This is a genomic window from Streptomyces sp. NPDC004065 (genome assembly GCF_044903565.1).
Classification (GTDB): Bacteria; Actinomycetota; Actinomycetes; order Streptomycetales; family Streptomycetaceae; genus Streptomyces.
The window spans coordinates 12,599-29,327 of record NZ_JBJDQT010000028.1 but is presented as its reverse complement, the minus strand read 5'-3'; the positions used below and the strand labels follow the sequence as shown (position 1 = coordinate 29,327).

The window sequence follows — 16,729 nt, the reverse complement described above, 5'->3', positions numbered from 1 at the left end:
TCGGGCCGGGGCCGTTGTCGTCGCGGGTCGGCCGTCCGAGGGAGGGGCGGGGTGTTCTCCTCCGTGCGGCGGAGAGCGGAGACCGCTCCTGCGGCAGAGGCCGGGAAGGCCGCGGACGGCGAGGCTGGAGTGGCCACGCGGCGGGTCACCAGGAGGGCCCTCCGCACGTCGAAAGGGCGCGCCATGCCTGTCCGTTCACTCTTCGCCCGCTCCCGTACCACTGCTCCGCGTCGCGCGACGGCAGTGACCGGAGCGGCCCTGGCAGCGGGTGTGATGCTCGCGTCCGGCACCGGCGCACACGCGCTGACCGCGGCCCCGGGCACCGCCCCGTCCGCCCCGTCCGCCACGGTCACCACCGCCGCCACGGCCACCACGGCCGCCACCGCCGCGGACGTCGGCGGCCGGCCGGTGATGCGGCAGCTGACGCCGCGGGTGCGGGCGGAACTCGACCGCGCCGTCCGGAAGGTGCTGCGCTCCACGCACACCCCCGGGGTGACGGTGGGTCTGTGGGCACCCGGCAAGGGCGGCTACGTCCGGGCCTTCGGCACCGCGGATCCGGCGACGGGCGCGCCCATGTCGTCCCGGTTCGCCATGCGCGTCGGCAGCGTCACCAAGACCTTCACCGTGACCGCGCTGCTGCGGCTGGTCGATCGCGGGCAGGTGCGGCTGGACGACCCGATCTCCCGGTACGTGCCCGGCGTCCCGAACGGCGACCACATCACACTGCGTCACCTGGCCGAGATGCGCAGCGGACTGTTCAACTACATGCTCGACGAGGGTTTCATCAAGGCGTACGTGACCGACCCCCGGCGCCCCTTCGGCACCGCCCGGTTGCTGGCCTACTCCTTCCGCCATCCGGTCGCCTTCGCCGCGGGCACCGCGTTCCAGTACAGCAACACCAACACCCTGCTGCTGGCGCGGGTGGTGGAGAGGGTGACCGGGCAGTCCTTCGACCGCTACGTGGCGCGGCACGTGCTGAGGCCGGCCCATCTGGAGCACACCTTCATGCCCCGGGGTACGGAGTTCCCCGCGCCGCACGCGCACGGCATCACCAACCAGACGGCCGACGGCTCGGTCGCGGACGCGACGTACTGGAACCCGCGGATGGGTGCCCCGGCCGGGGCGATGATCTCCACGCTCGCCGACCTGCGGTCCTGGGCGTCCACCCTCGCCGACGGGACGCTGCTGTCACCCGCGACCCAGGCCGAGCGGCTGCGGACGAAGGCCACGGGCATCAAGGGCGTCGGCTACGGCCTGGGCGTCTTCGACAACCACGGGTGGGTCGGCCACAACGGCTCCCTGCCCGGCTACCAGACGGTGATGGTGCACCTGCGCTCCGCCCACGCCACACTCGTGGTGCACACCACCAGTGACATCAACGTGCACGGCAAGGCGCTGAGCACCGAGTTCGCCAAGGCGGTGACCAGTGTGGTGACGCCGGGGAACGTCTACGCCATCGAAGCCCCCTGAGACGACGGCGCCGGCGGACCGGCCACCTCCTCACTGCCTCACTGCCTCGCTTCCTTGACGAGGGCGGCGCCGTGCTGCCGGACGGTCATCCGGTGCAGCCGGCGACGGCCCCGGCCGGTGAGCAGTTGTCCGGCTGGTTCGCGGTGACGCTCGTGCCGGTCAGGGTCACCGAACCGCCCTGGCGGAGGATGCCGCCGCCCGCGTCCGTGGCCACGTTGCCGGTGACACCGCCCCTGATCAGCTGGGAGCTGCCGGCGTACTGGTAGAGGCCGCCACCGCCGCCGAAGGCGCGGTTGTCGCGTACGGCCGTGTCGTTCAGCCGCAGAGTGGCGCCGAAGTTCGCGATGCCGCCGCCGTCGGAGTGGGCCGTGTTGCCCGAGATCTCACCCAGGGTGGTGGTGAGCGTCCCGGCGCCCGCGTAGACGCCGCCGCCTTCGAAGTTCTGGGTGGTGTTGCCGCGGACGACGGCGTCGTCGAGCTGTGCGCCACCGAAGGTGGCCAGTCCTCCGCCGGTGGAGACGGCGGTGTTGCCGGTGATCGAGCTCCGGCTGAGGTTCAGGCTCGCGGAGGCCGAGACGTGGATGCCGCCGCCGTCGGACGCGGTGTTCTCCGACACGGTGGAGGTGGTCAGCTGTGCGGTGCCGCCGGACGCCACCTCGATCCCGCCGCCCGTACCGGTGGCGGTGTTGCCGGTGACCCGGCTGTTGACCAGGACCAGCCGTCCGCTGGTCAGGATTCCGCCGCCGGTGGTGCCGTTGTCGGTGTCCGCGCTGCCGCCGGAGACCGTCGTGCCGTTGAGGTTGAGGGTGCCCTGCGGGGCCACTTCGGCGATGCGGAACGGCGTGGCCGCGCTGCGCAGGATGGTGGCGCCGGAGCCGCTGATGGTCAGGTTCCCGGTGACGACGGGCAGTCCGTCGGGTCCGCCCGGCTGGGCCGGGGCGGTGAGCCGGTAGACGCATCCGGAGGACAGGACGATCGAGCCGTAGCCGCGGGTGTTGCCCTCGGTGATCTGCCGGACCAGTTCGCCGACGTCCCCGCAGGGGACGACCGGCTCCTTGGACGGCGCGGCGACGCGGGCGACGGCCGGTGTGGTGATGGCCGACAGGGTCGCGCCCAGCAGTGCGGCCACTGCCAGGCCTCGGATGTGCAGGGTCAACTCGATCTCTCCCTCGGTTCGTCGATCGTTGATGCGGTCGCGTGGGCGGATGTCCTTCGGCGCGTCCCGGGCGGGCCGCACGCACGGCAGCGAGAAGGCCGGCTTCGTCCGGCCGGGCTCGCCGCGCACGGCAGTCCCACTGTGATCAGGGGCGCCGGTGGTGTGCACGCAGGGCAGTCCGGACGGGTGAGGGCGCCGGCGGGAGTCGGACGGGTGAGGGCGCGGGTGGGAGTCGGACGGGTGAGGGCGCGGGTGGCGTCCGGACGGGTGAGGGCGCCGGTGGGCGGCCGCGGTCGCGGGGACCGGCACGCGAACCGGCGTACGCGCTGGACCGGCAAGGCCGGTCGCGCGCCCGCGCCCGCTCGCCGCACGACTCGGGGCACGGGGCGCGCCCGGCGGCGCGGGTCCGTCCTGGCCTGCGCGCTTCCGGGCTGGGGAAAACGGCCGTCGGTGGCCGCGGTCGCCGGCCGCCGACCACCGGCGTTACTCCATTCGGGTGAGGTCGGCTGACCGGTACTTGTCACCCGCCTGGAGTCATGGGTCACTGAGAGTGTGAACCGGCGGGCTGCCCATCCCGTGCCGGGGGACGTCGAAACGGGCAGCGCTTGCCGGTTTTCTCCATGCCCAGGGGGAGAGGCACAGGGCTGTGCAGGGCCGCGGCGGGTGAAACCCGCCCGCAGGCGCCGCCTCGCCTCGACGCTCACGGTCACCGCACCCGGCCGCCCCCGCCGGTTCCTCGCAACCGCCTTCGTCCAGCGAGGAGCTTCCCCATGCCCATTTCTCCCAACCAGGGTTCCACCGGCGGCGGAACGCTGGTCACCATCACCGGCACCAACCTGTCCGGCACCAGTTCGGTGAAGTTCGGCGGCAAGGCCGCCACCAGCGTCACCCAGGTCTCCCCCACCCAGGTCACCGCGGTGTCGCCGTCGGGCACCGGCACGGTGGGCGTCACCGTCACCACCCCGGGCGGAACCAGCAACCCGGTCTCGTTCTTCTACGTCGGCGCCCCCTTCAAGTCCTCCCTGGGGACGACCGCGGGCCCGCTGGCCGGCGGCAACACCATCACCCTGTCCGGCACCGGCCTGTCCACCGCCACGAGCGTCTCCTTCGGTGGAGTGACCACGACCCCCACGGTGGTCAACGACACCCAGCTCACCGTCACCGTCCCGGCCGGCACGGTCGCGGGGCCGGTGGGCGTCAGCGTCACCACGGCGGGCGGCACCAACAACGGCCTGACGTACACCTACGTCGACGATCCGGCCATCACGGCCATCACCCCGACCTCCGGCCCCGCCTCCGGCGGCACCGCGGTCACCGTCACCGGCACCAACCTCGACACCACGGATTCGGTCACCTTCGACGGTGCTCCCGCACCGTTCGCGGTGATCAGCGCGACCACGCTGTCCGCGGTGACCCCGCCCGGCACCGCCGGTGCGGTGGACGTGGTGGTCACCAACCCGGCCGGGTCCGACACCGCGACCGGCGCGTTCACCTACGTCGCGAGCCCGGGCATCTGACCCCTCCCGCGGTCCCCGGACCGCGGGAAGCCATGAACCCCGCCCGGGCGACGCCCCCCCTGCCGCCCGGGCGGCACCACCCCCACGCGCGCCCGCGAACCGAAGGAGAACGTCCTTGGCCGCCCCTGTTGTCTCCTCGGTCAGCCCCAGCCAGGGGCCGGCCTCCGGTGGTACCACCGTCACCGTGACCGGCACCGGCTTCACCGGCGCGACCACCGTCAGGTTCGGCACCAGGACGGCGACCTCGTTCACCGTCGACAGCAGCACCCGGATCACGGCGGTCGCCCCCTCGGGCACCGGCACCGTGACCGTCACCGTCACCACCGGCCAGGGCACCAGCAGTCAGACGGTCACCTACACCTACACGACCGCGGCGGTCCCCACCCTGACCGACCTGACCCCGAGTCAGGGCCCGGTCTCCGGAGGCACGGCCGTCACCCTGACCGGCGCCGGCCTGTCCGGGGCGACGGCGGTGCGCTTCGACACCGTCCCCGCCGCCTCCTTCACCGTCGACTCCGCCACCCGGATCACCGCGGTCACCCCCGCCCACACCGCCGGCGCCGCGGCCGTCACCGTCACCACCCCCGGCGGCACCAGCAGCCCCGACGCCCCGCAGGCCCGCTTCTACTTCGTCGCCGCGCCCTCGCTCACCGACCTGACACCGTCCTCCGGGCCGACGACGGGCGGTACGACGGTGACGCTGACCGGCAACGATTTGTTGGGCGCCACCGCGGTGCGCTTCTCCGGGACGGCGGCCACCTCGTTCACCGTGGAGTCCGCCACCCAAATCACCGCGGTGGCCCCCGCGCAGTCCGCCGGCGCCGCGGCCGTCACCGTCACCACCCCCGGCGGCACCAGCAACGCCCTCCCCTACGCGTACCTGGCGGCCGCCACCCTCATCTCGCTCACCCCGGACCGGGGCCCCACCCGCGGGGGCGCGGTCATCACTCTCACCGGCAGCAACCTCGGCATCGCCACCGGCGTCCTGTTCGGCTCCACTGCCTGCCCGTTCACCGTCTTCTCGCCGAGCCAGATCACCGCGGTGGCCCCGGCGGGCAGCGCGGGCCCGGTGAGCGTGACGGTCACCACACCGGCCGGGCCCAGCAACTCACTGACGTACACCCGTGTTCCGGCGCCCTCCATCTGACGTCCTGGCCCGCCGCGTCGGCCGAACGGCCGACACCGGGCGCGGGCTCCTCCCCTCGGTGGACACCGCGGTTCACCACCGCGGCCGAGGCCGCGGGGCCGTGACCCGGCCTGCAATGGACGGCAGGTCCGGCCGGCAGCCGGGCGTGGCCGAGGAGGAGACGAGCACATGAACCGCTGGACTGGTCAGCCGCACGGCGCGGCGGCCGGAACGCCCTGGGCGGTCCGGCTCCGGGACGTGACCAAACGCTACGGACAGGGGCCGCGGTCCGTCCTGGCCCTCGACCGGGTCAGCACGGACATTCCCCAGGGCACCTTCACCGCGCTCATGGGGCCCTCCGGGTCCGGCAAGAGCACCTTCCTGCACATGGCGGCGGGGCTGGGCCGCCCCACCTCCGGCTCGGTGTGGCTGGGCGACACCGAACTGTCGCGGTTGAAGGAGACGCCGTTGACGCGGTTGCGCCGCGGCCGCACGGGATTCGTCTCCCGGACGTCCGATCTCGTGCCGGCGCTCACGGTGCTGCAGAACATCACGCTGCCGCTGCGGCTGCAGGGCCGCAGGCCGGACGGTGAGTGGCTCTTCGAGGTCGTCGCCCGGGCGGGCCTGACCGGGCATCTGAAGCGTGTCCCGTCCGAGCTGTCCGCCGGCCGGCGGCAGCGGGTCGCGATCGCCCGCGCCCTGATGACCCGTCCGGACGTCGTCTTCGCCGACGAGCCGACCGGCGCCCTGGACCCCGGGACCGCGCGGGACATCCTCGGCCTGCTGCGCGAGGCGGTCACCGATCTGCACCGGACGGTGGTGATGGCGACCCACGACCCGGTCGCCGCCGCCCATGCGGACAGCGCGGTCCTCCTCGCCCACGGCCGCGTCGTCAGCGCGCCGGCCTCCCCGGCCGCCGGCGGCGCGACGGCCCCGACGGCCGCGACGGCTGCGACGGCCGCGACGGACGGTCTGCGCAGGACCGCCTGAGCCCGCGCCGGGCCCCGTGACCGGGACCCCGTGGCCGGCCGTTCCCGTCGGGCCTGTGCGGCGCTCGGCACAGCGGCGGCGCTCCACCGTGACGGCGCCAACGTGACACCCACGCGGATCGCGCCGCCTGCTCCCGCGGCGCGGGCCGTCGACGACGCGCCACGGCAGGGCGGACACCCGGATGGAACAGGTGTCCGCCCTGCCGTTCTCGGCCGCGGGGAGGAGAACCGGGCCGGCTCCTCCCCACGGCCGAGCCGGAAGTTCGTCACCGGTGCCGAAGGTTCGAACGCGCCGCGGCCCAAGACTGGACCCGTGCCCTGACCAGGGCGCTTTCCTCACCTGAGAGCAACACCGACGCGAAGCGGAGCACAGGCGCGTGGCCTCTTTTCTCTACAGACTGGGCAGATTCTCCTTCCGGCACCGGTTCGCCGTCGCCCTCGTGTGGGTCGCCCTGCTCGCCGTGGCGTCGGTCGCGAAGTCCGCGGCGGAGCCTCCCGCCCCGAGCTCCTTCTCGATGCCGGGAACCGAGGCCCAACGCGCCGTGGACCTGCTGAAGAAACGTTTCCCCGGTACCGACGCCGAGAACGCGACGGCGCGCGTGGTGTTCCAGGCGCCGGCCGGCCACAAGGTCACCGAGCGGGCGTACCGGGCGCGGATCACGCGGACCGTCGTCGCGCTGCGCCACAGCTCCCCGCACGTCGTCTCCGTGGCCGACCCGTTCGCCGCCGGCACCGTCAGCGGGGACCGCACGGTCGCCTACGCACCCGTCGCCTACGACGCCAGGGCGGTGGCCCTGAGCCCACGGACGAAGGAAACGCTGGTGCACACCGTGGACGAGGCCCGCACGGGCGGGCTCACCGTCGAGGTGGGCGGCAGCGCCGTACCCGTGGCGCAGGAGGGCTCCGGCGTGGAGGTGCTGGGCATGGCCGTCGCGGCGGCGCTCCTCGTGATCACCTTCGGATCGCTGGTGGCCGCCGGCCTGCCGCTGATCACCGCGGTGCTGGGTGTGGGCATCGGCGTCATGGTGATCGGAGCCCTGGCCGGCCCCCTGGACCTCGGCGACACGACCTCGACCCTGGCGCTGATGCTCGGCCTGGCGGTCGGCATCGACTACGCGCTGTTCATCGTCACCCGGTACCGGGCCGAACTGGCCGAGGGACGGGACCGGGAGGAGGCGGCCGGCCGCGCCACCGCCACGGCCGGCTCCGCCGTCGTCTTCGCCGGCCTGACCGTCGTCATCGCGCTGGCGGGCCTGTCGGTCGTCGGCATCCCGGTGCTCACGAAGATGGGGCTGGCCGCCGCCGGAACGGTCGTCCTCGCCGTGGTCGTCGCCCTCACCCTGGTCCCGGCGCTGCTGGCCATGGCGGGCCGGCGGATCGTCGGACGGCGGGCCCGCAAGAAACCCGCCCACACCGCCTCCCCGAAGCACACCGCCGGTGGCCGCTGGGCACGCTTCGTGCTGCGCCGGCCGGTCGCGGTGATGGTCGTCGCCGTCGTCGGACTCGGCGCCCTGGCCCTGCCGGCCGCCTCCCTGGAGCTCGGCGTGCCCGACGAGGGCGCCATGGCCGCCGGCACCACCCAGCGCAAGGCCTACGACCTGCTCTCCCAAGGATTCGGCCCCGGTATCAACGGCCCGCTGACCGTGGTCGTCGACGCCCGGGGCAGCGCCGACCCCAAGGACGCGGCGAGGGAGTTCAGGGCGAGGGCGGGACACCTGGACGGCGTCGCGGCCGTGGGCCCCGCCGCCTTCAACAAGGCGCACGACACCGCGGTCGTCACCGTGGTCCCCGGCACCAAGCCGGGCAGCGCGGCCACGGAGGACCTGGTGCGCACCCTCCGCGACTCGGGCGCCGACCTGAGGAGGACGACCGGAGCCCGGACCCTGGTGACCGGCCTGACCGGCATGAAGGTGGACTTCTCCCACAAGATCAACGGTGCGCTGCTGCCCTATCTGGGCGTCACGGTCGGCCTGGCGTTCCTGCTGCTGACGCTCGTGTTCCGGTCCGTGCTCGTCCCGCTCAAGGCCGCCGTCGGCTTCCTGCTGTCCATCGGGGCGTCGCTGGGCGCGCTGGTCGCCGTCTTCCAGTGGGGATGGCTGGCGGACCTTCTCGGCGTCGGCCAGACCGGGCCGATCATGAGCACCATGCCGATCTTCATGGTCGGCATCGTCTTCGGACTGGCCATGGACTACGAGGTCTTCCTGGTGACCCGGATGCGCGAGGCGTACAGCGCGGGACAGGCGCCCCGTGAGGCGATCGTCACCGGCTTCCGCCACGGCGGACGCGTCGTGACGGCCGCGGCGCTCATCATGACGGCGGTCTTCGGCAGCTTCGTCGCCTCCAGCGACCAGTCGGTCAAGATGATCGGCTTCGGGCTGGCGGTCGCGGTCCTCCTCGACGCCTTCGTCGTCCGTATGACGATCGTGCCGGCGGTCCTCACACTGCTGGGCCGGGCGGCCTGGTGGCTGCCGGAGCGGCTGAGCCGCGTACTGCCGGACACCGACGTCGAGGGCACGGCACGGCGCGGCGCGGCCGCCGGCTGACCGGCCCGCGCCGGTGCCGTACTAGGCTGGAGAGGAGAAGTGAGCAGCCCCGCGACGGGGTGAGCGGCCCTTCGGCGACTGCCGCCTCCCGCCCGCGCGAGGACCCGTGTCCCGGCGAACCGGCGCACGGGACGCGGCCGGCCGGCCGAGGAGCCGCGGGGCGTTTGCTGGCAGGCACACCGATGGGACGTGCTGCGGTGGCGAAGTCGTCCGGACACAGCGGGGCCCGCCGGGGACAGCTTCCGGTGCTCGCGGCCGTCGCCGTGGGCGGATCGCTGGGGGCCTGTGCCCGGTTCGCGGCGGCGTTGCTGTGGCCGACGGACGCCTCGCAGTTCCCCTGGACGACGCTGGGCGTCAACGCCGTGGGGTGCCTGGTCATCGGTGTGTTCCTGGTGGCGATCACCGAGGTGTGGGCGCCGCACCCGCTGCTGCGCCCCTTCTTCGCGACCGGGGTCCTCGGCGGCTTCACCACCTTTTCCACCTACTGCGCCGACATCGAACGCCTGGTGCGCCTCGGCAGGCCCGGCCCGGCGCTGCTCTATCTGGCCGGGACCGTGGTCGTCGCGCTGGGCGCCGCCGCGATCGGCATGGCCGGCACCCGGCTTCTTCTGGTGAGGAGGGGATCGTGAGGGCACTCGAGGGACGCGCGCTGTGTCTGACGGTCTACGTCGAGGACACCGACACCTGGCATCACAAGCCCCTGTTCACCGAGATCGTGCACCGCGCCCACGCCTTCGGGCTGGCCGGGGCGTCGGTGTTCCGCGGGGTGGAGGGCTTCGGCGCCACGTCGGTCGTGCACACCGTACGTCTGCTGTCCATGGCGGACGACCTGCCGACGGCCGTCGTGATCGTCGACGAGGAGGAGCGGATCCGCTCCTTCCTGCCGCGGCTGGAGGAACTGTCCGTGTGCGGCCTGATCACCCTGCACGAGGTCGAAGTGGTCCACTACCGGGGCCGGGAGGCCGCCGCCCGATGAGATTCCTGCTCGTCGCGCTCGGCGGCGCCGTGGGCGCCCCGCTGCGGTATGTCATCGACCGGACCGTCCAGTCCCGCCACGACACCGCCTTTCCCTGGGGCACTTTCGCGGCCAATATCACCGGGGCGGTGATTCTGGGGGGCCTCACCGGGGCGGCCCTGTCGGGCGCCGCCTCACGGCCCGTACAAGATCTCCTGGGCACTGGTCTGTGCGGCGCATTGACCACGTACTCGACCTTTTCCTACGAGACGCTGGCCCTTCTGGAGACGGGAGCCCGATTCTTCGCGGTGACCAACGTACTGGCGTCGGTCTTCGCCGGTCTGGGCGGCGTGTTCCTGGGTCTGACCTGCGCGGAGGCCGTCTTCGCCTAGGCCGGCCGCCGGGGCGTCGCCGCCGGTGCGGGAACACCGCGCCCGCCTGCGGGATGCGCTGCGCCCGTGCCGCACGGCGCCGGTCCCGCGCTTATCGGCGGATACGTAAACCCGGTGAACCCTTGTGATTGACTTCACCGGTGAAACGCTGGATCGATCTTTATCGGGGACTTTAGCCTTCCTGCATAGAGTGCAAGCCTCACGGGCGATCTCCTCGCGCGGCCACCGCGGACACCACGGAGCGGGCCGGCCGGCACTCGGGGTGGACGGCCACTGTTTCCGGACACTTCACAGCGTGTGAGGAAGATGCGGCGCCTTCGTCGCCGGCATCGCCAGAGGGCAATTCGAGCTCGGAAGGCAGAAGAAGTGAGCGAAGACGCCGTATGGGTCCGGGGCGTGACAGGAATCCAACTGCACCACGTCACCGACCTTCAGGACGCCCGGCGGTTTCTGGGCAACGCCGTGATGGCGCTGCGGGCCGCCCATGTGCGGACCGGCGACGACAGGTTCTCCGGTCTCGCCGAGGAGCTCAAGGGCATGGTCGGCACGACGCGTGACCTGGAGGGAGAGGCGCGGGAGCGGATGCAGCAGCTGCACGCCGCCGACCCCGAGCGGTTCGTGCGCTGCCGGGAGGGCGAGGAGCCCTGGCCGGACGAGCACCAGGCGGGCTTCGTCCCACGTCACACCTGCCGCGACCAGTGCCTGTACCACGACCACGATGTGCTGGACGCCATCATGCAGTGCACCTGCGGCCGGCCGCCGTGCCGCGCCTGCGCGATCGCGGGAGCGCCTTCCTGACGCCTGACCGCCCCCAGCCGCTCTCCCGCGGGACGCCCGGCGCGGCTTTTCCCCCGGCCGCGCACCGCTTTCTCCCGGCCACCCGGCGCGCATTTGGTTGAAGGCGTTCCCCATTGACATCCCGGCGTACCGGGCCCGGCCGCACTCGCGTGGCCGGGCCCTTGTATTTCCCCGGTAAGTGCCTCGTCTCTTCGCCGCCCGCGCAGGTCCGGCCCGCCGCGTCACCGGGCGCGCGGACCGCGCCCGGGGCGGCGGACCCCGGCTCGCCTTGACACGCCGCCGCCCCGGGGGTTGCCTGGAATGAGGACGCGAGTCGACTTGTGCGGCGTCCCGCAGAGGGCCCCTTTATGCACGCCCACAACAGAAGGCGGGGCGGAGGCTTTATGGCGACGTATGAATTTTCCTGCGGCCGCTGCGGATTGTTCGAAGTAAAGCTCCCCATCGGCACCGCGCCGGCCGAGCGGAGCTGCCCGCGGTGCGGGGACTTCGCGCGGCGCGTGTACTCCGCACCGGCGCTCGCCACGACGCCGCCCGCGGTGGCGGCCCTGCACGGGCGGGAGGAGAAGTCCCGGGAGAACCCCGAGGTGGTCACGCGGATCCCGGGCAGGAACCCCAGGCAGAGTTCCCCTCATCCCGCGCTGGCCAGGCTTCCCCGGCCCTGAGGGGCGGCGAGCCGCACACCGCTCCCCGGCCGTGCGAGGCGGGGAACGGCCCATCGGCGGCGAGGCCGGCCGTGGTGCGTGCGGACCGCACGCACCGGTTCGTGGCCGCACGGCTCCTGGCAGGCGCACCGCCGCCGGGAGCGGAACATCGGGAGGTGTGTCCTCTTGGCCAACGTCGGACTGCTCTTCGTGGGCGCTGTGCTCTTCATGAACGGGCTGATGCTGCTGGGAAAGGTGGACAGCCGGTCGGCAGCCATATTCAACCTGTTCGTCGGAGGACTACAGGTCTTCACACCCATTTATCTCATCATCGCCGCAGGCGATGATTCCAGGGCCATCATGCTGGCATCGGGCATCTTCCTCTTCGGATTCACCTATCTGTATGTCGGCATCGGGCTACTCATGGGACTGGACACCACGGGAGTGGGTTATTACTCGCTGTTCGTGGCCATCGTCGCCCTGGGGTTCTCCTTCGCCAGTTTCCGGCTGGTGAACGACAAGCCGTTCGGCGTGATATGGCTCTACTGGGCCTTCCTCTGGTTCCTCTTCTTCCTGCTGCTGGGCCTGAAAATCGAGGCGCTGACGACCTATGTGGGCTGGGTCACCGCCATCGAGGGCTGGGTGACCGGTGTCATCCCGGCGTTCCTGCTGCTGACCGGTTACTGGGTCACGGAGAACTACAACGAGACGGCGATCGCCCTCGGCGCCTTCGGCGTGCTGGCCTTCGCGTCGCTGTGGTTCGTCACGCGCAACCGGCACCCCGGGCGGCCCGCGGAGGACTACGGGGCCTCGGGCTATGTGGCCGGAAGCCACGGCTGACCCTGCCGGCTGACGGAGCGGGGAGGTGGTCACCGAGACGCGAGCAGCAGCACGACCGGCACTCGGGCAGCGGGCGCCGTGCCACTCGGAGCATCAGCAGCAACACGAGGAGTTGACATGCCTGAGGTAGTCTTCAGCGTCGATCAGTCCCGGTCGATGCGCGACCAGGACACGCCCGGACACAACAGGTGGCATCCGGACATCCCGGCCGTCGCCATGGTCCGCCCGGGGGACGAGTTCCGCGTCGAGTGCCGCGAGTGGACCGACGCGCAGATCGGCAACAACGACTCCGCCAACGACGTGCGCGACGTCGACCTCATGCGGGCCCACATGCTCAGCGGGCCGATCGGTGTCGAGGGCGCGGAACCCGGCGACCTGCTGATCGTGGACATCCTCGACCTCGGGCCGGTGCCGCAGCAGACCGGGGACGCCCCCGGCCAGGGCTGGGGGTACACGGGCGTCTTCGCCAAGGCCAACGGCGGAGGGTTCCTGACCGACTACTTCCCGGACGCCTACAAGGCGATATGGGACTTCCACGGGCAGGTGGCCACGTCCAGGCACCTTCCCGGCATCCGCTTCACCGGCATCACCCACCCCGGTCTGTTCGGCACGGCTCCGTCCGCGGAGCTGCTGCAGCGGTGGAACCGCCGTGAGCAGGCCCTGGTGGACACCGACCCGGACCGCGTCCCGCCCCTGGGGCTCACACCCGACCCGGACCAGGCCCTGTGCGGCACGGCGTCCGGCTCGGACGCCGAGGCCATAGCCCGGGACGGAGCACGCACCGTGCCCGCCCGGGAGAACGGCGGCAACCACGACATCAAGAACTTCACCCGCGGAGCACGCGTCTTCTACCCCGTCCACGTCAAGGACGCCAAGCTGTCGGGTGGTGACCTGCACTTCAGCCAGGGAGACGGCGAGATCACCTTCTGCGGCGCCATCGAGATGGGCGGCTACATCGACTTCCACGTCGATCTCATCAAGGGAGGCATGGAGAAGTACGGCATCACCACCAACCCCGTCTTCATGCCGGGCAACGTCGAGCCGCGGTACTCGGAGTTCATGTCCTTCATCGGGATCTCCGTGGACCACGACACCGACACCAACTACTACCTGGACGCGACGGTCGCCTACCGGCGTGCCTGCCTCAACGCCGTCGAGTACCTGAAGAGGTTCGGCTACAGCGGCGAGCAGGCCTACCTGCTGCTCGGCGCCGCCCCGATCGAGGGACGCGTCAGCGGGGTCGTCGACATCCCGAACGCCTGCTGCTCCCTCTACCTGCCGACCGACATCTTCGACTTCGACGTCCGTCCCACCGCGGAGGGCCCGAAGGCCGCGGACCGCGGCAAGTGCGCGGTGTCCAGCTGAGGACACGCCGGCCGACCCGTTCCCGGCCCCCGCGGCGCCACCCGGCCTCCACCCCGGCTGCCGGCGCTGCGGGGGCCGGGAGCTGCGCGGGGCCGGGCGGACGGGGGCCGGGAGCTGTCGGGGGCCGGGCGGAGAGGCGCCGGAGCTGTGCGAGCCGGGCGGACGCGGGCCGGGAACTGTGCGGGACCGGGCGCATCAGAGGCCCGGCAGCGGCACCTCAGGCGAGTGCGTTCACCGCCGTCGCGAACAGGCGCGGCAGGCGGGCGGCCGTGGGCACGATGCGCGGCGAGAGGGCGGGCTGCTGCCGGGCCCTGACCAGCAGGTCGGTGAGGAGGCGGTGGCCGCGGGTGGCCCGGCTCCAGTCGGTCTCGTAGCGGGCGGGCGTGCCACGGCGCAGGTTGGCGACCAGGAGGCGGGCTCCGGTGAGGGCGAGGGAGACGCCCTCACCGGTCAGCGCGTCGATGTAGCCGGCGGCGTCGCCGACGAACAGCACCCGCCCGTGGGCGCGGGTGCGGGCCCGCCGGCGCAGGGGCCCGGCGCCCCGCACAGGGGTGACGGCCGCCTCCGGCGGGAGCCGGGCCGCCAGTTCGGGGAAGCCGTCCAGCTGGTCGGTGAAGGGGGCCCGGCGGCCGGTGAGCAGGGCGACGCCGACGAGCCGGGGACCGAGCGGGGTGATGTACGCCTCCGCGTCCGCCGCCCAGTGCACCTCGACGCAGGACGACCAGGGCGGCACCGCGTAGTGGCGGCGCAGCCCGTACCGGGGCGGGGTCCGGGTCCTGACGTCCAGGCCGAGGGTGCGGCGCACCGGTGAGTGCAGGCCGTCCGCCGCCACCAGCCACCGGGCGCGCAGTCCCGCGCCGGGTACGGTCACACCCGTCGCGTCCTGGTGCACGCGCTCGACCCGGTACGGCAGGACGGGTACTCCCGCGTCCAGCACGGCCCGGTGCAGGGCGCCGTGCAGACCGGTGCGGCGCACCCCGAGGCCGCTGCCGTGCCGGAACGCGGCCTGGACCCGGTGGCCGCCCTGGACGTAGCGGACGCCGGTGAGGGGGTGGCCGGGGACGTCGAGGCCGAGGGCGGTGAGGGCGCGGACGGCGGCGGGCATCAGTCCCTCGCCGCACGCCTTGTCGATGGGCGCCGGGCGTGGTTCGGCCACGACGGTGTCGAGGCCGGCGCGGGCGGCGTACAGGGCGGTCGCCAGGCCGGCCGGTCCGCCACCGACGATCAGCAGGTCGTGGCGGGCGCTCACGCGGGCACCGCCTGGGCGAGGGCGGCGTTCTCGCAGCGGATGCGGACGGCGAGCAGCGCCGCGTTGGCGAGGGTGAACACGGTGGCCGTCAGCCAGGCGCCGTGCACCAGCGGCAGCGCCGCGATCTCCACGACGACCGCGAGGTAGTTGGGGTGGCGCAGGAAGCGGTAGGGCCCGGTGCCGACCAGGCGTCCGCCGGGAACGACGATGACCCGGGTGTTCCAGTACGGCCCGAGCGAGGTGATGCACCACCAGCGCAGGGCCTGCGCCGAGGCGGCGAGCGCCAGCGCGGTCCAGCCGAGCGCGGGCAGGAACGGCCGTCCGGCGAGCGCGGGTTCCAGCAGACAGCACACGAGCAGGCCCGAGTGCAGGGCGACCATCACCGGGTAGTGGCCGCGGCCGTGCTCCACTCCGGCGCGGGCGAGGGTCCAGGCCGCGTTGCGCCGGGCCACGAGGAGTTCGGCGACGCGTTCGGCGCCGACGGCCAGGACGACGAGCGTGTACCACGGCATGGGCACCCCTCACCAGCGCAGCAGGACGAACTCGGAGCAGAATCCCGGGCCCATCGCCATCAGGAGCCCCCAGGTGCCGGGCCCGGGGCGACGGGAGTCCCGGATGCCCTGGAGGATGTGCAGGACGGAGACGGACGACATGTTCCCGGCCGACGCCAGCGAGCCCCGCGCCCGGTCCAGGGCGGTCGCCGGCAGCGCGAGGGCGTCGGTCACGGCGGACAGCACCCTGGGGCCTCCCGGGTGGCACACCCAGGAGCCGATGTCGTCGGCGGTCAGGCCGTGTTCGGCGAGGAAGGCGCGCAGCTGCCGGCCCAGATGCTCGCGCACCACGCCGGGGACGCCGGCGTCGATCACGACGCGGAATCCGCCGGCGCCGATGTTCCAGCCCAGCAGCCCTTCGGTGTCCGGGTACAGGCAGCTGCGCGTGGCGACCACCCACGGCCCGGCCGCGCCCGTTCCCGCCCGGTGACGGCCGCCGCCGCCCGGCGCCGTGCCCGCGCCCCGGGCGATGAGCGCGGCGGCACCGTCCCCGAACAGTGCGCCGGCGACGAGGTTGGCGCGGGAGCCGTCGCCCCGCTGGAGCGTGAGGGAGCACAGTTCGACGGTGAGCAGCACGGCGGTGCCGTCGGGGTGCCCGCACAGGTAGTCGTGCACCCGGGCGAGGCCGGCGGCGCCCGCCACGCAGCCCAGGCCGAACACGGGGAGCCGCTTCACGTCGGGGCGCAGGCCCACGCGTCCGGCCAGGCGGGCGTCGAGGGACGGCGCGGCGACGCCGGTGATGGAGGCGCACACCAGCAGGTCGATGTCGGCCGCTACGAGTCCCGCCTGCTCCAGCGCGCCGCGAAGGGCCTCCTCGCCCAGGTCCAGGCCCGTCGCCAGCCAGGTGTCGTTGCTCTGCCCGAAGTCGCCGAGTGCGGCGTACTGCTCGATCGGCAGGGCCAGATGGCGCGTCCGCACCCCGGCGGACGCGTGCAGACGGCGCAGTACGTTGCGGTCGGCCCCCGGCGGCAGGCACAGGTCGCCGATGGCCTCGGTGAGGTCCTCCTGCGCGTAGCGGTGCCGGGGCAGCGCGGTACGGACGGCGGCGATCGTGGTCGCCGGGGTGGGTGCTGTCGTCCGGAGCGGTGCGGTGGACGGGGCGGGGGCCCGGTCGGCGATCGTGGGGACACGCATGTC

16 protein-coding genes are annotated in these 16,729 nt (G+C 73.1%); 12 read left to right on the top strand and 4 right to left on the bottom strand.

Going from position 1 to position 16,729, the window contains the following annotated elements; genetic code table 11:
- Positions 1-183: 183 nt before the first annotated feature.
- Positions 184-1,470, top strand: a complete 1,287-nt coding sequence (locus tag ACI2LW_RS26005) for a serine hydrolase domain-containing protein (RefSeq protein WP_404733628.1) — start codon at positions 184-186, stop codon at positions 1,468-1,470.
- Positions 1,471-1,555: 85 nt separating this feature from the next.
- Here ACI2LW_RS26005 and ACI2LW_RS26000 read toward each other — a convergent pair whose 3' ends face one another.
- Complete coding sequence (locus ACI2LW_RS26000; protein WP_404733627.1) at positions 1,556-2,755, bottom strand: right-handed parallel beta-helix repeat-containing protein; 1,200 nt, start codon at positions 2,753-2,755, stop codon at positions 1,556-1,558.
- Between the two features lie 641 nt (positions 2,756-3,396).
- Here ACI2LW_RS26000 and ACI2LW_RS25995 point away from each other — a divergent pair.
- From ACI2LW_RS25995 to fmdA, 11 genes are all read left to right on the top strand, one after another.
- Complete coding sequence (locus tag ACI2LW_RS25995; protein WP_404733626.1) at positions 3,397-4,143, top strand: IPT/TIG domain-containing protein; 747 nt, start codon at positions 3,397-3,399, stop codon at positions 4,141-4,143.
- Between the two features lie 115 nt (positions 4,144-4,258).
- Positions 4,259-5,290 (top strand): IPT/TIG domain-containing protein, encoded by a 1,032-nt coding sequence (locus ACI2LW_RS25990; protein WP_404733625.1) that lies wholly within the window; start codon positions 4,259-4,261, stop codon positions 5,288-5,290.
- A 168-nt stretch (positions 5,291-5,458) separates the two neighbouring features.
- Positions 5,459-6,259 carry an ABC transporter ATP-binding protein gene (locus tag ACI2LW_RS25985; RefSeq protein WP_404733624.1) on the top strand — a complete coding sequence of 267 codons (801 nt, stop codon included), beginning with the start codon at positions 5,459-5,461 and terminating at the stop codon, positions 6,257-6,259.
- A gap of 376 nt (positions 6,260-6,635) precedes the next feature.
- Positions 6,636-8,801: an MMPL family transporter gene (locus ACI2LW_RS25980; RefSeq protein WP_404733623.1), complete on the top strand. Its 2,166-nt coding sequence runs from the start codon at positions 6,636-6,638 to the stop codon at positions 8,799-8,801.
- 182 nt (positions 8,802-8,983) lie between these two features.
- Entirely contained in the window at positions 8,984-9,430 is a 447-nt protein-coding gene (crcB, locus tag ACI2LW_RS25975; RefSeq protein WP_404733622.1) for a fluoride efflux transporter CrcB, read from the top strand.
- Positions 9,427-9,777, top strand: coding sequence for a DUF190 domain-containing protein (locus ACI2LW_RS25970; RefSeq protein ID WP_404733621.1), 351 nt, complete (start codon positions 9,427-9,429; stop codon positions 9,775-9,777). The genes crcB (ACI2LW_RS25975) and ACI2LW_RS25970 overlap by 4 nt, the downstream gene beginning before the upstream one ends.
- Positions 9,774-10,148, top strand: a complete 375-nt coding sequence (gene crcB, locus ACI2LW_RS25965) for a fluoride efflux transporter CrcB (protein WP_404733620.1) — start codon at positions 9,774-9,776, stop codon at positions 10,146-10,148. The genes ACI2LW_RS25970 and crcB (ACI2LW_RS25965) overlap by 4 nt, the downstream gene beginning before the upstream one ends.
- A gap of 396 nt (positions 10,149-10,544) precedes the next feature.
- A complete protein-coding gene (locus ACI2LW_RS25960) occupies positions 10,545-10,946 on the top strand; it encodes a hypothetical protein (protein ID WP_404733619.1) in 402 nt (133 codons plus the stop codon).
- Between the two features lie 383 nt (positions 10,947-11,329).
- Entirely contained in the window at positions 11,330-11,608 is a 279-nt protein-coding gene (locus tag ACI2LW_RS25955) for an FmdB family zinc ribbon protein (RefSeq protein ID WP_404733618.1), read from the top strand.
- Between the two features lie 165 nt (positions 11,609-11,773).
- A complete protein-coding gene (locus ACI2LW_RS25950) occupies positions 11,774-12,427 on the top strand; it encodes an AmiS/UreI family transporter (RefSeq protein ID WP_404733617.1) in 654 nt (217 codons plus the stop codon).
- Between the two features lie 117 nt (positions 12,428-12,544).
- Positions 12,545-13,792, top strand: coding sequence for a formamidase (gene fmdA / locus ACI2LW_RS25945; protein WP_404733616.1), 1,248 nt, complete (start codon positions 12,545-12,547; stop codon positions 13,790-13,792).
- 217 nt (positions 13,793-14,009) lie between these two features.
- On the opposite strand, the gene ACI2LW_RS25940 is transcribed toward fmdA, so the two are convergent.
- The 3 genes from ACI2LW_RS25940 to ACI2LW_RS25930 are packed head-to-tail and all read right to left on the bottom strand — an operon-like array spanning position 14,010 to position 16,726.
- Entirely contained in the window at positions 14,010-15,041 is a 1,032-nt protein-coding gene (locus tag ACI2LW_RS25940) for an NAD(P)/FAD-dependent oxidoreductase (protein WP_404733615.1), read from the bottom strand.
- Positions 15,038-15,553: an isoprenylcysteine carboxyl methyltransferase family protein gene (locus ACI2LW_RS25935; RefSeq protein WP_404733614.1), complete on the bottom strand. Its 516-nt coding sequence runs from the start codon at positions 15,551-15,553 to the stop codon at positions 15,038-15,040. Before ACI2LW_RS25935 ends, ACI2LW_RS25940 begins: the two co-directional genes overlap by 4 nt.
- Positions 15,554-15,562: 9 nt before the next feature.
- Complete coding sequence (locus ACI2LW_RS25930; RefSeq protein WP_404733613.1) at positions 15,563-16,726, bottom strand: type III polyketide synthase; 1,164 nt, start codon at positions 16,724-16,726, stop codon at positions 15,563-15,565.
- Between the last annotated feature and the right edge of the window lie 3 nt (positions 16,727-16,729).

Coding starts and splice junctions, on each gene's coding strand:
- ACI2LW_RS26005 (WP_404733628.1), top strand. CDS start 184: ATGCCTGTCCGTTCACTCTTCGCCCGCTCCCGTACCACTGCTCCGCGT.
- ACI2LW_RS25995 (WP_404733626.1), top strand. CDS start 3,397: ATGCCCATTTCTCCCAACCAGGGTTCCACCGGCGGCGGAACGCTGGTC.
- ACI2LW_RS25985 (WP_404733624.1), top strand. CDS start 5,459: ATGAACCGCTGGACTGGTCAGCCGCACGGCGCGGCGGCCGGAACGCCC.
- crcB (WP_404733622.1), top strand. CDS start 8,984: ATGGGACGTGCTGCGGTGGCGAAGTCGTCCGGACACAGCGGGGCCCGC.
- crcB (WP_404733620.1), top strand. CDS start 9,774: ATGAGATTCCTGCTCGTCGCGCTCGGCGGCGCCGTGGGCGCCCCGCTG.
- ACI2LW_RS25955 (WP_404733618.1), top strand. CDS start 11,330: ATGGCGACGTATGAATTTTCCTGCGGCCGCTGCGGATTGTTCGAAGTA.
- fmdA (WP_404733616.1), top strand. CDS start 12,545: ATGCCTGAGGTAGTCTTCAGCGTCGATCAGTCCCGGTCGATGCGCGAC.
- ACI2LW_RS25935 (WP_404733614.1), bottom strand. CDS start 15,553: ATGCCGTGGTACACGCTCGTCGTCCTGGCCGTCGGCGCCGAACGCGTC.
- ACI2LW_RS25930 (WP_404733613.1), bottom strand. CDS start 16,726: ATGCGTGTCCCCACGATCGCCGACCGGGCCCCCGCCCCGTCCACCGCA.